The 17,166-nt window shown below is 61.3% G+C and carries 1 protein-coding gene (only partly in view); it reads right to left on the bottom strand.

Every position in this 17,166-nt window falls within one protein-coding gene, locus tag ACWUI2_RS05955, for a proprotein convertase P-domain-containing protein, read on the bottom strand. The gene is 61,218 nt long; 31,769 of those nucleotides lie to the left of the window and 12,283 to its right, leaving coding positions 12,284-29,449 in view, spanning codon 4,095 (partial) through codon 9,817 (partial); the first complete codon in reading order (the gene reads right to left) occupies positions 17,162-17,164. The start codon and the stop codon both lie outside this window.

Below are 17,166 nucleotides of genomic sequence, written 5' to 3'. Positions count from 1 at the left end.
TCTTGTCGTCGCCGCCGCCGCCGACGATGAAGTTGTTGGACGGACCGCCGACGATGGTGTCGTTGCCGGCGGCCCCGGCGAGTGATTCGACCTTGGTGACGAAACCGCCCGCCATGGTGACGATGGCGTTGTCGCCGATGATCACGTCGCGGCCGGAGCCGGATTCGAGACGATCGCTGCCCGCGCCGCCGATGATGAGGTTGGTGCCGGCGTTGCCGTAAATTTCGTCGTCGCCGCCGACCAGCGAATCGACGGTGACGATACCGCCGGAAACCCGGCCGTAACCACCGATCAGGATATCGTTGCCGGTGCCGCCGGTGATGGTGTCGTTGCCGGCGCCGCCGAAGACGATGTTGTTGCCGGCTGTCGCGTAGATTGTGTTGTTTCCACCGGGGCCGGTTTTGGTCTCGGCGATTCCCTCGTGGCCGAAGTCGCCGTAGATCACATCGTTTCCGGTGCCGCCATGGATGGTGTCGCTGCCGGCTCCGCCAAAGATCCAATTGTTGCCCGCGACCCCATGGATGGTGTCGTTGCCGTCGCCCCCATTCAGGATGTCGTTGCCGGGGCCGCCGTAAATCGTGTCGTTTCCGGCGCCGCCTTCGACCCGGTTGTTGCCCGCGGTGCCGCGGTCGGACGGGAGGGCTCCGTTCCAAGCGGCGTAAATGGTGTCGTTGCCGGAACCGCCGGTGATGGTGTTGTTGCCGCCGCCGCCTTTGATGGTGTTATTCCCGGCGACACCGTCGATGACATCGTCGCCCGGCCCACCCCAGATGGTGTCATTGCCGACTCCGCCAGTGACGGTATTGGTGCCGCCCAAGCGGAGATCGATGAAGTCGCCGCCGTCACCGGCGAAGATCACGTCGGTGTGGATGCCGGCGTAAATAGTGTTGTTGCCGCTGCCGCCATGGAGTTCGTTCCGGCCGGCGGTGCCGTAAATCGTGGTGTCACCAGAACCGCCGTGGATGATGTCGTCGCCGGTGCCGCCCCGGAGAACGTCGGGACCCGGGCCGCCATAGATTTGATTGTTTCCGGCGACACCGTCGATGATGGCGTGGGCCAAACCGGCATAGATGAGGATGTCGTCGCCGGTGCCGCCGCGGATGTTGGCGGTGGCGGTGACGTTCTCGTCAATGTAGAGGAAATTGTTGCCGCTGCCCATATCGGCGACGATGTGGTTGACGCCGGTGAACGTTTGGCTGTGGCCGAGGGCGCTGACGGTGACCTTGTTGCCCTCCTGAGTGACCGAATACGCTTCGTCGATGATGTCTTTGTAAAGATTGCCCCGCAGGTGGCCGCGCGGTCCGGTGTTCAAAGTGAGAGTGCCACCGGATTGGGAGGCGAGCACGGGCGGTGGTCCCCATGACCAGGCGATAGCACCGGTCATCGTGATACCAGCGACGGTGATGCTGAGGCGGCCGGATGCCGAGGTGGTGGTGATGGTCAACCCGGCGTGGAGGGAGGCCAGGTTGAACTTGATTTTGAAGAGGCCGAGGTTGATGGAGAAGCGGACGCCGCCCCAGATCTCGCCGGAGAAGCCATTGTGGCTGAAGGTGACCGATACGCCCCCGAACAGTTGGAACGGTCCCATCGGAATGGTGAACGAAGCGGTGCCGGTCACGCTGAAGGTTCCGTCCGAACGGAAGAACCCGTGGACGCTGATGTTGATGATGTTGAAGAAATTGATCGAGAGCTGGTCGATCCGGACTTCGAAAATGCCGCCTTCGCTCCGGATGGTCAGATCCCCCACTCCCTTGAACAGCATCAGGGAGACCTCGGCCCGGATCTTGATGAAGAAACTGTTGGCGGCGATAGTGCGGCCGTCGATCACGTGGGCCGTGCCGCTGGTGTTGATCGACAAGGTGAACGCCCCTTCGATGGTGATCGGTCCGAGGGAGAGTCCGGCGTCGAAATCGATCAAGAGAACCAAATCGCCGGCACTGGTGATGATCGCCCCACCGGCGATATTGACCCGGCCGAATCCGCCCAACTCGATCCCGGCGGCGATTTCGAGGCGGAAACCATTTTCATTGATCTCCATCTCGACCCGTCCGCGCATGTCGATGAATCCAGCAATTTCGATGGTGCCCGCCACCAGGATGTAGAGCGACTCCTTCGGAATCTGCACATCGATGAAGCCAACCGAAGCGCCGGTGGTGGTATCGACCTCGATGCTGCGGACGGTCTGGCTGGAACCAGTGGTGTTGATCTGGAGTATCATCATGCCGGTGATCTTGAAGGCACCCATGTCCATCAGCGTCGCCGGTTGATTTCCGCCGACGGTCAAGCTGCCGTAAAGCCCCTCGTTAGTGAATCCGAGGGTGCCGACCGCCCGGAGGGGCTTGATGCCGGGCACGCCGAGAATCAACGTGGCACCGACACTCATCACCATTTCATAATTCTCACCGTCTTTGGTGATCAACAGCCCAAGATCTCCTTCGAGCACCAGAATGCCACCGAGCAGGCTCAACTCGCCGTCGCCCGCCAACGAAATGTAGAACTCAACCGCGGAGTCGCCGCCAGGGGGAATATTGGAAATGGTGATGGTCGGGTTGTTTTCGTCGACCCCGTCCACATCGTCCCAGAACTCCCGGGGAACATGATAAACGACTTCTTGACCCGTGGTGTTCATCAAAAGTTCGAAGTTGACGTTCAACTCGAGGGCGTCGCCCAGAGAGATGCCGGTATCTTTCACCTCCATCTTGATCGCCGCCCCGGATCCGTTAATAACGATCAATCCTTGGACGTTGGTTTCAAAAGTGAAGCCACTCGCGCCGATCCGGGCGGAGGCGTCGACGAAGAGGGAAAACTCGTGATCGGTCAACTTCAGCTCGACGACACCGTTGGCGACCAAGACTCCGAAGAGATCGATTTCCACGGCTCCGGCGATCCGGACCAAACGGCCGTCGAAGGCGATCTTGATCGGATTCTCGGGATCACCGGTCTCGATCGGATAATAACCGTCGTTCGCGTCCTTTTCTGATTCGTTAAACGCGGCGAAGTTGATCACGTGACCGGTGGAACTGATCGCTTGGTTCAAGCTAAACGAGAAGTCGCGGGCTGTTAGAGTCACCCCGTTGATTCCAACCAAACCGGCTGAAGTGAGGTCGGCTTGGGCGGCGAAGTATACCCCGGGGCCGTGGTTTTCCAGATCGGTGTTGAGCATCACTAGAAGACCGAGGTTCAAATCTTCAATCGCCACGCCGAACGCGTCCGGATTCGGTGTGTCATGTTTCGTAATCCGCCCGTCGCCGTCGGTGTCCTGCCAGTAGCCGCCGATACCGACGAAACCGAAGACGTTGGTGATGCCGATGGAAAGGGAGGTCACGGTGATCTTGTCGCCGTTCGACAGAGTTACCTCTTCTCCCCCGCGTTTGGTGAAGGCCATCGAACCGCTCAATTGAACGATGCCGGCTAGATTCCCTTCGAAATACCCGATCTTGGCCTGGATGATCTCGTTATCAAATTTGAGTTTAACCGGGTTTTCATCGTCTCCTGTATCGATGACCAAACCGTCTTCCCCAAAAGTTTGAATCAAATCGATGTAAGGCATCGGCAACAACATCATCGCCGGGGGCAGCCCCGGAATGATACTGGTGTTGATATTCACCGAAACGTCCTCCAACTGGGCGGTCAGAATATCGGCGGAATCGTCTTCACCCCCGAAACCGACCAGTCCGGCGAAGCCAACGGTCGCTTTGACCGCGATGTATTTCGGCACCATGCTCTCGATGCCGGGGATCGTGATTCCGGCGATGCCGGTCGGAGTGATCACCGCGATCCCGAAATTGACGTCCTGGATGCTCAAGCCGACCGCGTCACTGATGTCGATTTCCCCATCCTTCATCACCCCGCCGATGCCGGCGAATCCGGACAGGTTTGCCCCGCCGATCGTCATGATCTCGACATCGTGCACGAGATCCGGCACGCCGAACCCACTCAAGAGCCCCGGATTCGCGGATACATTGTCGGCTCCCGCGCCCTTGGTGAAGGCGAGCGAACCTTTGAGCATGAGGAATTCCGAAACCTGGATGACTGCAGATTGAACCCGCGCGCCGATAAACGATGAAGTGAAGGTCAACGCCACCGGTTCCCCGGCGGTGTTCACCAGGAATCCTTCTTCGCCGAAGTTCTCCTGGAAATCGAGATATGGCTGCAGAAGCGGGTTGCTCGCCGTGCCGGCGTTGTAAGAGACGGACACACCGGAGAGGCTCGCCACCAAGACATCGCCAAAGCCAACCAAAGCGGCTTCCTCCACGTCCAAATGCAAGGCGGTGATCTTGATTCCTTCCGGTCCCGTCCCACGCTGCTGGGCGAAATGCACCAACCCGAAGTCGGCGTTTCGAACATACAATCCGACCGCGTCGCCCGCCGGTCCTTCTCCGAAATAAGGGCCGTTGAAGCCGACAAACACATTCACGTCGGACGCGCCAATGGTGAAACTGTCGAACACGTAGTCGGCCCCCATCCCGAATGGCAGTCCGCCAACCGTGAGCTCGGCGCCAGTCCCCAAGGTGAAGGCCAGGTTTCCACTGATATGCAGGAACCCGTCGATCGCGAGCAAGGCCCCGCGCAATTCGATCACCAGGGCGGCCCCGCTCGTTCCGTCGAGGTCGATGGTGAAGGTCTCGCCGTCGGTGCTGGATCCGGACGAACCGATGCCAATCGGCACCACCAACTCCAAGCCTCCGCTCTCGGGATTGTAATTGATCATCCGGCCGTCGCCGTCGGCGGTATTGATGGCGAGCACCACGCTGTCGACTTTAAGCTGGAACCCGGGAATTCCGACCAAACCGGCGAACTCGCTCCGGCCTTGGACCGTCAACCAAGTCGAGCCGCTTGTCGGGCTGAAGATCAGGGCGGCGGCGAACCCAAGGTTGTCCACCCGCAATCCGACTTCCGAGTCGGTTCCCTCGTTCAAGCCGGCGAAGATGTCGATCCCGTCGTAAGCGAGCGAGAAGTAGAAGACGCTTTCTTCGACATGGGTTTCGCCATCCCAAACCTTCACCGTCTCGGACTTCAGGTCGATGTCGATATCGGTCTCGAACTGGAGCAAACCGAAGAAGTCGATTTCGAAATTCGCGGAGAAAGCGAATAAACCACCCCGTTGTCCGTCCAGATCGAATACGAAATCGAGCCCGCCGACACCGAACGGCTCGTCGTCTTCCTGCATCTTCTTGAAGTCGATCACCTCGCCGCCCGAATCCAGGTTCATCGCGAAGTCGAGTCCGGTCGCTTGGATGGTGACTCCGGGAACGCCGACGAATCCGACGAAGTCCGCATTTCCTTGGATCGCCAACCATTCGTCCCCATCTTCGGAGGTGAAGATGCCGAGTCCCAACGTCAGTCCGGTGATCTTCAAGCCGAACTCGTAACTGGTGCCGTAGCCGAACCCGACGAACGCGTCGATGTTCTCTCCGGCGAAAATCAGGGCGTTGACTCCGACACTCTCTCCATTGGAGAGGGTAACGGTACGGACGCCGACTTCGAAGGCGAACGTTCCTTCGAGGACCAGGACGTTCAACAGATTGATTTCGAGCGCGCCCCGGACGCCCATCCCTTCCCCACGCATCGAGAGCGTCAGGCCGTCGCCGATCGAATACGGGTTTTCCGAGAAATCGAGAGCCCGGCCGTTCCGGTCGGCGAAGTTAATGAACAGGTCGATGTCGGTCGCAGCGACCGTCAGGATGTCGATGCCGCGGAAGGAAACTTCGTTCGCGGTCGCCGCGGCGGCCACATAGACGTTGCGCGGATCGGCGATGTCGACCGCGAGCAGGAACCCGAATCCGGCGTTCTCGATGTTGAATCCGACATCGTCGATTCCGGCGAAGAAATCGATGCCGGTCACGCTGAAGCTGAGGGCCGACACCGTCACCGCGCTGGTGTTCCCGTAGCGGTCGGTCACCTTCATGGTCGGGAAGGTCTGCTCAAGGCGAATCGACTGGGTGAAGGAAACGAAATTGAAGATGTTCAATTCGAAGGTTCCATCCAGGACCACCAAGGTTCCGTTCGATTTCGGGAAGTCGAAGAGGACCTGATCCGGGAGCCCGGTGATTTCGAAATCCGACTCGCCGAAATCAACCACCGTGCCGTCGGCGGCGGCGAAGTTCATTTTAAGGCTGCCGTATCCTTTGATCACCAGATCGTCGATACCGGTGAACCCTGCTTCCTCCACGCTGGCGCTCAAGGCGGTCCAATTACGGTCCCCGTCCTTCTCCGCCATCGTGATGAAGGCGATGTTCAGCTCTTCGATCACAAACCCGACCCGGTTCGGACTGGTTCCATTGAACCCGGCGAACGCTTGGATATCGGTGGCGGCGAAGAAGATCGTGTTGACCGCCACCGTGGTGCCGTCGTTCAACGTCACGTCGGCTTCGCCCTGCTCGAAAGTGAAGGTCGCGGTAGCGTAAAGGAAGTCGCCAAAATTCAAAGTCAACGTCCCCGAGAAAGCGATCGCTCCCGGGCCGATATCATCGGCGAAAATGTAGCTGACGGGTCCAACCTTTAAGGTCTGTGCCGCGATCGAAGTATGTTCGTTGGTATAACGGACAAAGACGTCGGTGGCGGTAACTCCTTCGAGGCCGGCGATCGCGGCGGAGAAGGAACCGTTCTTCAACTCGAACCCGAGCTTGGTTTCGCCGTCATCGGTTTCCCCGAAAATCAAGGCAAACTCGGCATTGTTCAACCGGACGTGGGCAACCGATCCGGCGTTCAGCGAGGCTTGAGCCCGACCGACCGCAATCACGTCGTCGCCCGACATCCGGAATCCGAAATCACCCCGCAGACTGACGAACCCGAGCACGTCAGCAGAGAATCCAACGACCGCGAACGCCACCGTGTCCGCGTCGATGCCGTCGGCGAACGTGTATTCAACGGATCCGATCCGGATGTTCGTTCCTTCGTCGATGGCCTCGTCCCCACTATTATATTGGACAAAAATCTCGTCCGCCCGGATCGCTTCCAATCCGGCGACGTTGCCGGTGAAGGTTCCGTTCTTCAACTCGAAGGCCAAGCTGTCCACCCCGACCAACAACCCGAAGCTGGCGTCGGCCAATTTCACATAGGCGATTCCAATCCCCAAGGTTGCGGTGACCTTGTCGCCCGCGGCCATGATGGTCTCCCCTTCCTTGCGGAAACCGAGGTTCCCTTCGAGCGAGACAAATCCTTCGATTCCGGCCGAGAAACCTTCGACCGCGAAGGCGATAGTATTCGGCATGATCCCCTCTTCAAAGGTATATTCGACTCCGCCAACTTCGATTTTGTGGCCCTTCGCAACGGTAGTGGCGGAGTTGGTGTATTGAACGAATACCGCATCGACCGAAGCAATGTTCAATCCCGCGATTTCCGAGCGAAAGGAACCGTTCTTCAACTCGAACGCGAACTCCGTCCCGCTGGCGATCAATCCGAAATCGGCTCCGCTCAATTCGAAATAGGCGAACTCTCCGGCGCCGAGACGGGCGCCCATTCCATTGCCGACCGCAAGGATGTCTGATCCGCTCAATTGGAAACCGAGGCTGCCGGTCAGCGAAACAAATTCAAGGACATCGGCATGGAACCCTTCCACCGCAAACGCAGCGACATCCTTCTCGATGCCGTCGACGAAGGTGTATTCGAGATTGCCGATTTCCAGTTTCTCGCCCGCCGCGATCTCGGTGTCGGCGTTGGTGAAACGGACCAGGACCGATTCGGCCGAGGCGTTGGCCAAGCCGAGCAGCGAGGCGTCGAACTCGCCGTTCTTCAACTCGAAGGCGAACTTGCCATCCCCGGCGATCAAGCCGAAGTCGGCTTTCGAAACTTCCACATAAATCAGCGAACCGACCCCCAGCCGGGCACCCATACCTTGGCCGATCGCCACGATCTCCTCGCCGACCTTGCTGAAACCGAGGCTGCCGCTCAGCGATACGAAATTGAGCACATCGGCCGCGAAGCCTTCGATGGTGAAGAGGGCCGTGTCCGCGTCGATGTCGTCGGCGAAGGTGTATTCGAGCTCGCCGATCTCCAGCTTCTTGCCCGCCGCAACTTCCGTGTCGGCGTTGGTGAAACGGACCAGGACCGATTCGGCCGAGGCGTTGGCCAAGCCGAGCAGCGAGGCGTCGAACTCGCCGTTCTTCAACTCGAAGGCGAACTTGCCATCCCCGGCGATCAAGCCGAAGTCGGCTTTCGAAACTTCCACGTAGATCAGCGAACCGACCCCCAGCCGGGCACCCATACCTTGGCCGATCGCCACGATCTCCTCGCCGACCTTGCTGAAACCGAGACTGCCGCTCAACGATACGAAATTGAGCACATCGGCCGCGAAGCCTTCGATCGTGAAGAGGGCCGTGTCCGCGTCGATGTCGTCCGCGAAGGTGTATTCGAGCTCGCCGATCTCCAGCTTCTTGCCCGCAGCAACTTCCGTGTCGGCGTTGGTGAAACGGACCAGGACCGATTCGGCCGAAGCGTTGGCCAAGCCAAGCAAGGAGGCATCGAACTCACCGTTCTTCAACTCAAAAGCGAACTTGCCATCCCCAGCGATCAAGCCGAAGTCGGCTTTCGAAACTTCCACATAAATCAGCGAACCGACCCCCAGCCGGGCACCCATACCTTGGCCGATCGCCACGATCTCTTCGCCGACCTTGCTGAAACCGAGGCTGCCACTCAGCGATACGAAATTGAGCACATCGGCCGCGAAGCCTTCGATGGTGAAGAGGGCCGTGTCCGCGTCGATGTCGTCGGCGAAGGTGTATTCGAGCTCGCCGATCTCCAGCTTCTTGCCCGCCGCAACTTCGGTGTCGGCGTTGGTGAAACGGACCAGGACCGATTCGGCCGAAGCGTTGGCCAAGCCGAGCAGCGAGGCGTCGAACTCGCCGTTCTTCAACTCAAAAGCAAACTTGCCGTCACCGGCGATCAAGCCGAAGTCGGCTTTCGAAACCTCCACGTAGATCAGCGAACCGACCCCCAGCCGGGCACCCATACCTTGGCCGATCGCCACGATCTCTTCGCCGACCTTGCTGAAGCCGAGGCTGCCGCTCAGCGATACGAAATTGAGCACATCGGCCGCGAAGCCTTCGATGGTGAAGAGGGCCGTGTCCGCGTCGATGTCGTCGGCGAAGGTGTATTCGAGCTCGCCGATCTCCAACTTCTTGCCCGCCGCCACTTCCGTGTCGGCGTTGGTGAAGCGGACCAGGACCGACTCGGCCGAGGCGTTGGCCAAGCCGAGCAGCGAGGCGTCGAACTCGCCGTTCTTCAACTCAAAAGCGAACTTGCCATCCCCAGCGATCAAGCCGAAGTCGGCTTTCGAAACTTCCACATAAATCAGCGAACCGACCCCCAGCCGGGCACCCATACCTTGGCCGATCGCCACGATCTCCTCGCCGACCTTGCTGAAGCCGAGGCTGCCGCTCAGCGATACGAAATTGAGCACATCGGCCGCGAAGCCTTCGATGGTGAAAAGAGCCGTGTCCGCGTCGATGTCGTCGGCGAAGGTGTATTCGAGCTCGCCGATTTCCAGCTTCTTGCCCGCCGCCACTTCGGTGTCGGCGTTGGTGAAACGCACCAGGACCGATTCGGCCGAGGCGTTGGCCAACCCGAGCAACGAGGCGTCGAACTCGCCGTTCTTCAACTCGAAGGCGAACTTACCCGCACCGGCAATCAAGCCGAAGTCGGCTTTCGAAACTTCCACATAAATCAGCGAACCGACCCCCAGCCGGGCACCCATACCTTGGCCGATCGCCACGATCTCCTCGCCGACCTTGCTGAAACCGAGACTGCCGCTCAACGATACGAAATTGAGCACATCGGCCGCGAAGCCTTCGATGGTGAAGAGGGCCGTGTCCGCGTCGATGTCGTCGGCGAAGGTGTATTCGAGCTCGCCGATTTCCAGCTTCTTGCCCGCCGCCACTTCCGTGTCGGCGTTGGTGAAACGGACCAGGACCGATTCGGCCGAAGCGTTGGCCAAGCCAAGCAAGGAGGCATCAAACTCACCGTTCTTCAACTCAAAGGCGAACTTGCCATCCCCGGCGATCAAGCCGAAGTCGGCTTTCGAAACTTCCACATAGATCAGCGAACCGACCCCCAGCCGGGCACCCATACCTTGGCCGATCGCCACGATCTCTTCGCCGACCTTGCTGAAGCCGAGGCTGCCGCTCAGCGATACGAAATTGAGCACATCGGCCGCGAAGCCTTCGATCGTGAAGAGGGCCGTGTCCGCGTCGATGTCGTCGGCGAAGGTGTATTCGAGCTCGCCGATCTCCAGCTTCTTGCCTGCCGCCACTTCCGTGTCAGCGTTGGTGAAACGGACCAGGACCGATTCGGCCGAAGCGTTGGCCAAGCCAAGCAAGGAGGCATCGAACTCACCGTTCTTCAACTCGAAGGCGAACTTGCCATCCCCGGCGATCAAGCCGAAGTCAGCTTTCGAAACTTCTACATAAATCAGCGAACCGACCCCCAGCCGGGCACCCATACCTTGGCCGATCGCCACGATCTCTTCGCCGACCTTGCTGAAGCCGAGGCTGCCGCTCAGCGATACGAAATTGAGCACATCGGCCGCGAAGCCTTCGATGGTGAAGAGGGCCGTGTCCGCGTCGATGTCGTCGGCGAAGGTGTATTCGAGCTCGCTGATCTCCAGCTTCTTGCCCGCCGCAACTTCGGTGTCGGCGTTGGTGAAACGGACCAGGACCGACTCGGCCGAGGCGTTGGCCAAACCGAGCAAGGAGGCATCGAACTCGCCGTTCTTCAACTCAAAAGCAAACTTGCCGTCACCGGCGATCAAACCGAAGTCGGCTTTCGAAACTTCCACATAAATCAGCGAACCGACCCCCAGCCGGGCACCCATATTTTGACCGATCGCCACGATCTCTTCGCCGACCTTACTGAAACCGAGGCTGCCGCTCAGCGATACGAAATTGAGCACATCGGCCGCGAAGCCTTCGATGGTGAAGAGGGCCGTGTCCGCGTCGATGTCGTCGGCGAAGGTGTATTCGAGCTCGCCGATCTCCAGCTTCTTGCCTGCCGCCACTTCGGTGTCGGCGTTGGTGAAACGGACCAGGACCGATTCGGCCGAGGCGTTGGCCAACCCGAGCAGCGAGGCGTCGAACTCGCCGTTCTTCAACTCGAAGGCGAACTTACCGTCCCCGGCGATCAAACCGAAGTCGGCTTTCGAAAGTTCCACGTAAATCAGCGGTCCGACCCCGAGCCAGGCGGTCATGTCGTCGCCGATCGCCACGATTTCGTCGCCGATTTTGCTGAAGCCGAGGCTGCCGCTCAGAGAAACGAAGCCGAGCACGTCGGCCGAAAACCCTTCGATGGTGAAGAGGGCGGTGTCGGCGTCGATGCCGTCGACGAAAATGTATTCAAGATTGCCGATCTCCAGCTTTTCGCCCGCTGCGACTTCGGTGTCGGCGTTGGTGAAACGGACCAGGATCGACTCGGCCGAGACGTCGGCCAACCCGAGCAGGGAGGCGTCGAACTCACCGTTCTTCAACTCGAAGGCGAACTTTCCGTCCCCGGCGATCAAACCGAAGTCGGCTTTCGATAGTTCCACGTAGATCAGCGGGCCGATCCCGAGCCAGGCAGTCATGTCGTCGCCGATTGCCACGATTTCGTCGCCGATCTTGCTGAAGCCGAGGCTGCCGCTCAGGGAAACGAAGCCGAGCACGTCGGCCGAGAATCCTTCGACCGTGAACTCGACCGTATCGGCGTCGATACCTTCTTCAAACTTGTAAGTGACCTCGCCGGCGGTGATTTCGTGGCCGACCGCGATTTCCGTTGCGGAATTGGTAAACCGGACCGTCACCTTGTCCGCCCCGGCGTTGGCCAATCCCAGCAAGGAGGCGTCAAACGAACCATTCTTCAATTCGAAGGCCAACTGATCTTCACCGAAGACCAACCCGAATTCCGCTTCGGTCACGCTGACATAAGCGAGCGCCGAACCCAGCGTGGCGTCGAGATCCGAACCGATCGCGTAAACAGAATCCCCGTCGCGGCGGAAACCAAGGTCGCCGGAGAGCGAAACAAATCCGATCACGTTCGCCGAGAAACCGGTCACCGAGAATACGGCTTGGTCCGGATCGATGTCGTTGGCAAAGGTGTAGCTGACCCCCGACGCCTCGATCAACGTGCCGCCCTCGACGGTCGTGGCCGAGTTGGTGAATTGGATGAAGGCCGACTCCGCGCCGATGTCGGCGATCGGTCCGAGAGCCCCGCCGAAGCTTCCGCCGGACATTTCAAAAGCGAACTCGCCATCGCGGGCGATCATCCCGAAATCGGCATCGAACAATCCGACATAGACCACCGTGCCGAAGCCCATCCGGGCGGTGATGCCTTGACCGGCGGCCAGCACTCCGGATCCGTCGTGCCGGAATCCGAGATCGCCGCTCAGGGTGACGAAATTCAGCACGTCGGCTTCAAACCCGACCAACGAGAAGGCGGCGACGCTCGATTCAATGTCGTTGGCGAACGTGTAACTGACATTGCCCAGGTCGATCGTCCGCCCGGCTTGGATCGTGGTGTTAGCATCGGTGTATTGCGCGGTCATCACGTCGGCCTTGATGTTGGCAAGTCCGGCGAGCGATCCGCTGAAGCTGGCGTGGGTTACTTCGAAGGCGAATTCCTCCACTCCGGCGATCAACGCGAAACTGGCGTCCTTGATCTCGGCGAATACCGGACCCACCTCCAACCTGGCGGTCAGGTCGACGCCGACGATTACCACGCTGGATCCTTCCATGCCAAAACCGAAGTTTTCGCTAGAGGAGAAAACGTAATTCAGGATGTCGAAGCCAAGGGCCTTGACCGAAATCGCCACCAGGTTACCGACCGCGCCTTCGAAGACATCGCCGGTCGATCTGCCGTCATCCACGGTGGTGTTGGCGTTGGCGTAACCTTCGGCGATGAAATCGACGGTTTGTCCGGTGAGGTTCGCGCCGTCGGCGAAGCTCCGGGTGACGTTCCGGGCATGGGAGACTGCGATGCTGGCCCCGACGCTGATCAATCCGCCCGCTTCGCGCGAATCGGCCAAAGCGACATTACTGGCCAGAGCTTCGATCAAAATGGCATCCGCGGCCGTGACGCTGGCCCCTTCCTCGACAGAAGCTTCCACCACGGCCACGGCGTTTGCCGCAGTGAAGGCGCCGGTCGCCGCGATCAATCCTCCCCCCGAGGCGTCCGCCCGGGCCCGAGCCCCGATATCGGTCAGCGAACCGTCCGGTCCCTGGTTATGGCGGGCGGAGAGACGCACCGATCCACCGGTGCTGCGGACGTTCGCGCCAACTCCGATGAAAGCGGCCAAAACCGGAGTCACCGCGGCGGTCGCCGCCATGGCACCCACCGCCGCCGCACCGATCGTCAATCCTTGGCTGATCGCCTCCGCGTCGGCATGGGAAACGGCTTCAACCAAAATGTTGCCGCCGACGGTCACATCGGCGTTCGCCCCGATCCGGGCGCTCACCTTCGAATGCTCCGTCACCGCCGCATGGGAAAGGGCGCCGTTGGCCCCAATCAAACCTCCGCCGGAGGCTTCGGCGATCGCGCTGGCGAGATTGACGGCATCCGCCCGGACGGTGAGGTCTCCGGCGTCGGTCACCGTTCCATCCATCGCGGCCGAAACAATGCCTTCGATGGTCGCGGTGGCGTCGGTGGCGCCGAGTGCTCCGGCCCCGATCGAAAGAGCCCGGGCATTGGCGTTCGCCCGGTTCTCGGCGTTGGACGAAACCTCGATATTGCCCGTTACGGTCAGAACGGCACCTTCGGCCACCTCCGTGATCAAATCTCCAGCGATGGTCGCGGTGGCGATCACCCCATTGCCGACGAATCCTCCGCCGCTCGGCGCATAACCTTCGGCGGTGGCGGTGTTCCAGATAAAACCTGTCACCAGCAGATCGCCACTGGCGGTGACCGATCCGTCCAGGATCGTTTCGACCGAACCATCGATCTCCGCGGTCGCCACCCGGATACCCAAGCTGACCCCGCCGATGGTCAATCCGTCGGTGAAGGCATCGGCCGAGTTGTTCACGAGGCTGCGAACCGTGACGTTGCGGGCGCCGATTTCCGAACCGGCGCCGCCGGCCAAAGTTTTTACCACCGGCGCGGCCGAGGCAGTGGCCGCCGCGCCTTGGGCGGTGAGCAAAGCTCCCCCGGAAGCGCTGGCCCGGGCGACGGCCCCGCGGTCGAGTTGGTCGCCATTGACGTCGACATTGTGCAACGACTCGATCCGGGCGTCGCCGGAAACCGTCACCGTGGCGCCCGCCTCGACGGCGGTGGTGATGACCGGAGCAACAGTGGCGGTGGCGACCGAGGCGCCACCGGAAAGTCCGAGGGCGACCGACACGCCGAGCGCTTCCGCCCGGGCGTCGCTGGCCAAGAGGGAGCGCAACACCAAGTCGCCGTTCAAGGTAGCCGATCCGGTCGAGCCGATAATGGAGTTGATTTCCGGCGAGGAAGAGGCGATGGCCACGGCACCGGAACCGGCCGCGAGAAGTCCGCCAGCAATCGCGGTGGCGGTGGCGGTCGCGCTCTGGTCGGTTTCGGATTCGACAGTCAGCGAATCCGCGTCGATGACATCTCCATCCATCCGGGCGGTGACACTTCCTCCGGCTTCGACCTCGGCCACGCTGATTCCAAGGGCTACCCCGCTACCCAACGCCAACCCGAGAGTTTCGGCTTCGGCGGTTCCCTTGGCCAAAGCGTAAATGGTAATGTCGGCGGCGGAACGGAGCCGGGATCCTTCGGTGACCGCCGCCTCGATCGTCGGGTTGACCTTGGCCGAAGCCTGGGCACCGGCACCGGCTGCCCCGCCGCTCAAGGAAGCCGCGATCGAAGTGGCCAAGGAAAGAACCTTGACCGATCCCTCCGAAGTCGCGCGGACTTCGATACCGGCGGTGGTAGACGTCACCTCGGAGTCATCGATCGCCGCCCGAACCGAATTCTCGACGGAATTGTTGGTGATCGAAAGACCAATGGAAGCGCCGGCTCCCAATCCGATCGCCAAAGCGCCGGAGGCGATGTCGGCGACCACCGACGATTTATCGAGAGCGAGCACCGCGACTTTCCCACCGGCGACCGCGACGCTGTTGTTCCGGATCGCGGCCTCGATGGAGTTGCCGATGTGGTTTTCCGCGACCGCGCCGCCCGCCGAGAAACTGAACGCACCGACGTCACCGGCAATCGACGCCGCCACGGCCAAAACTTCGATATCGGCGGTCGATTCGGCCCGCACTTCGATTTCGCCCCCGACGTCGAGATCGGCCGCATCGATGAAGGCGTTCACGGTATTGGAAATCTCGTTGACCCCGATCACGACCGCCATCCCGATCGAACCGCTCGCTCCGCCGGACAAACTGACGCTCGCCCCCATGGCATGGGCTTCGATTTCGGCCCGATCCTGGGCGGTCACGGTGAGATCGCCGCCGATGGTCGAGGTGGAGGGACCTTTCCCTTCAACGAAAGCTTCGACTTGGTTGTCGATTTGATTGACCGAAACCGCACCGGCCGCCGCCGCGCTGACGGCACCCATACCCCCGGCTCCGGCGACCGCGCCGCCCAAGGTGACTCCGGCGATCCGGGCGTTCGAGAGGGCGCGGACTTCGACGTCGCCGTCGGTGACAAACTGAGTGTCGATGACGAACGCCCGGGTCGCATTGGTGATGACGTTCACCGAAGCCCCGGCCCCGACGCTGCCCGCTCCGGCGGCGGATCCACCGGCGATGGTGAAGGCGGCGCCCCCGCCATCCGCCCGGATACTGGACGCGTCGGTCGCCAACACGCTGACCAAAGCCGCGCTCCGGGACCGAATCAAATCCGCCCCTTCGATCGAACTCTCGACGGTGTTGACCACGGTGTTAGTCGAGATTGCCCCGGCCGCCGATGCGGCGAAACCGCCACCGGCACCTCCGGCCCCGCCCGCGGCGAACCCGATGGTTACCGCCAGAATGTCCGCCTGCGAAAGAGCTTCAATCGTGATCCGACCAGAAGCGTCGACGGTGGAATCGGTCACAGCGGCGCGGACGGTATTGGTAATGACATTGGTGGCGACCGAAGCTCCGGCCTGGCCGGAGACGCCACCACCGGCCCCGCCGGATCCGCCGACCGCGGCCGCGCCGGCCACTCCGTAGATAGTCGAATTATCCGTCGCGCGGACCACGACTTCTCCGGCGTTAGAAACCAAAGCGCTTCCATCCTCGACCTCGGCGATCACCGAATTCACCACGACATTCACGATTCCGGCGCCCGTGCCGCTCAGGGTCGCTCCCCCGCCGGCACCGCCCGCGCCATTTCCGGCAAAACCGATCGCAGCGGCGATGATTTCCCCTTCGGCGGTCGCCAGGACATCGATATCTCCGGCGGCAGTCACCGTGGAAGCGGAAACAAACGCATGGGTGGTTCCGGTGATCGCGGCTGCCGACATCGAGGCCGCAACCGAACCGGCGCCGCCGCCACCCGCGCCACCCGCGCCTCCACCGGAGGCTCCTCCTACGAAGGAATAAATCTGGGCGTTGTTGTCGGCGAGCACCTCGACGGTCGAAGCGGAAGTGACTTCGCTTCCGGAAATCCCGGCGATCACATCATTGCCGATTCCGCTGCCCGCGGCCGATCCAGCCGCCGAAATGTTCACTCCGCCTCCGGCCCCGCCGGATCCGCCTGCGGCGAAACCAATCGCCACTGCCAGCATTTCGGCCGAAGACTCGGCCTGGACCCGGACCAACCCGGCGGCATCGACCACGGAATCGGCGATTTCAGCGCGGATCGTGTTGGCGATCGTGTTGGTGGCAACAGAAGCCCCCGCTTGACCCGAGACGCCGCCGCCCGCTCCACCGGCCCCCGAGGCGGCAACCGCTCCGGAAACCGCGTAGATTTTTGACGTGTCGATGGCCTCGACCACCACCGAACCCCCTGCGGTGGTGACGACGTCGCTGCCGTCGCGAATCTCGGCGGCGACGGTCTTGACGACAGTGTTGATCGTTCCGGCTCCGGCGGCCGCCAGCCCGACCCCGCCTCCGGCGCCACCCGCGCCAGCTCCGGCAAAGCCGATCGCGGCGGTGATGATTTCGCCGCTGGAAACCGCCCGGACGGTGACGTCTCCGCCCGCGGTGACGCTTGAGCTGTCGATGATCGCTTCGACGGTGTTGGTAATGGCGTTGACCGCCACCGAGGCTCCGACCGCACCGGCGACGCCGCCACCCGCACCGCCCGAACCGC

The organism is Verruconatronum alginivorum, from assembly GCF_056590205.1.
This window is presented reverse-complemented; position numbering and strand designations above follow the sequence as displayed.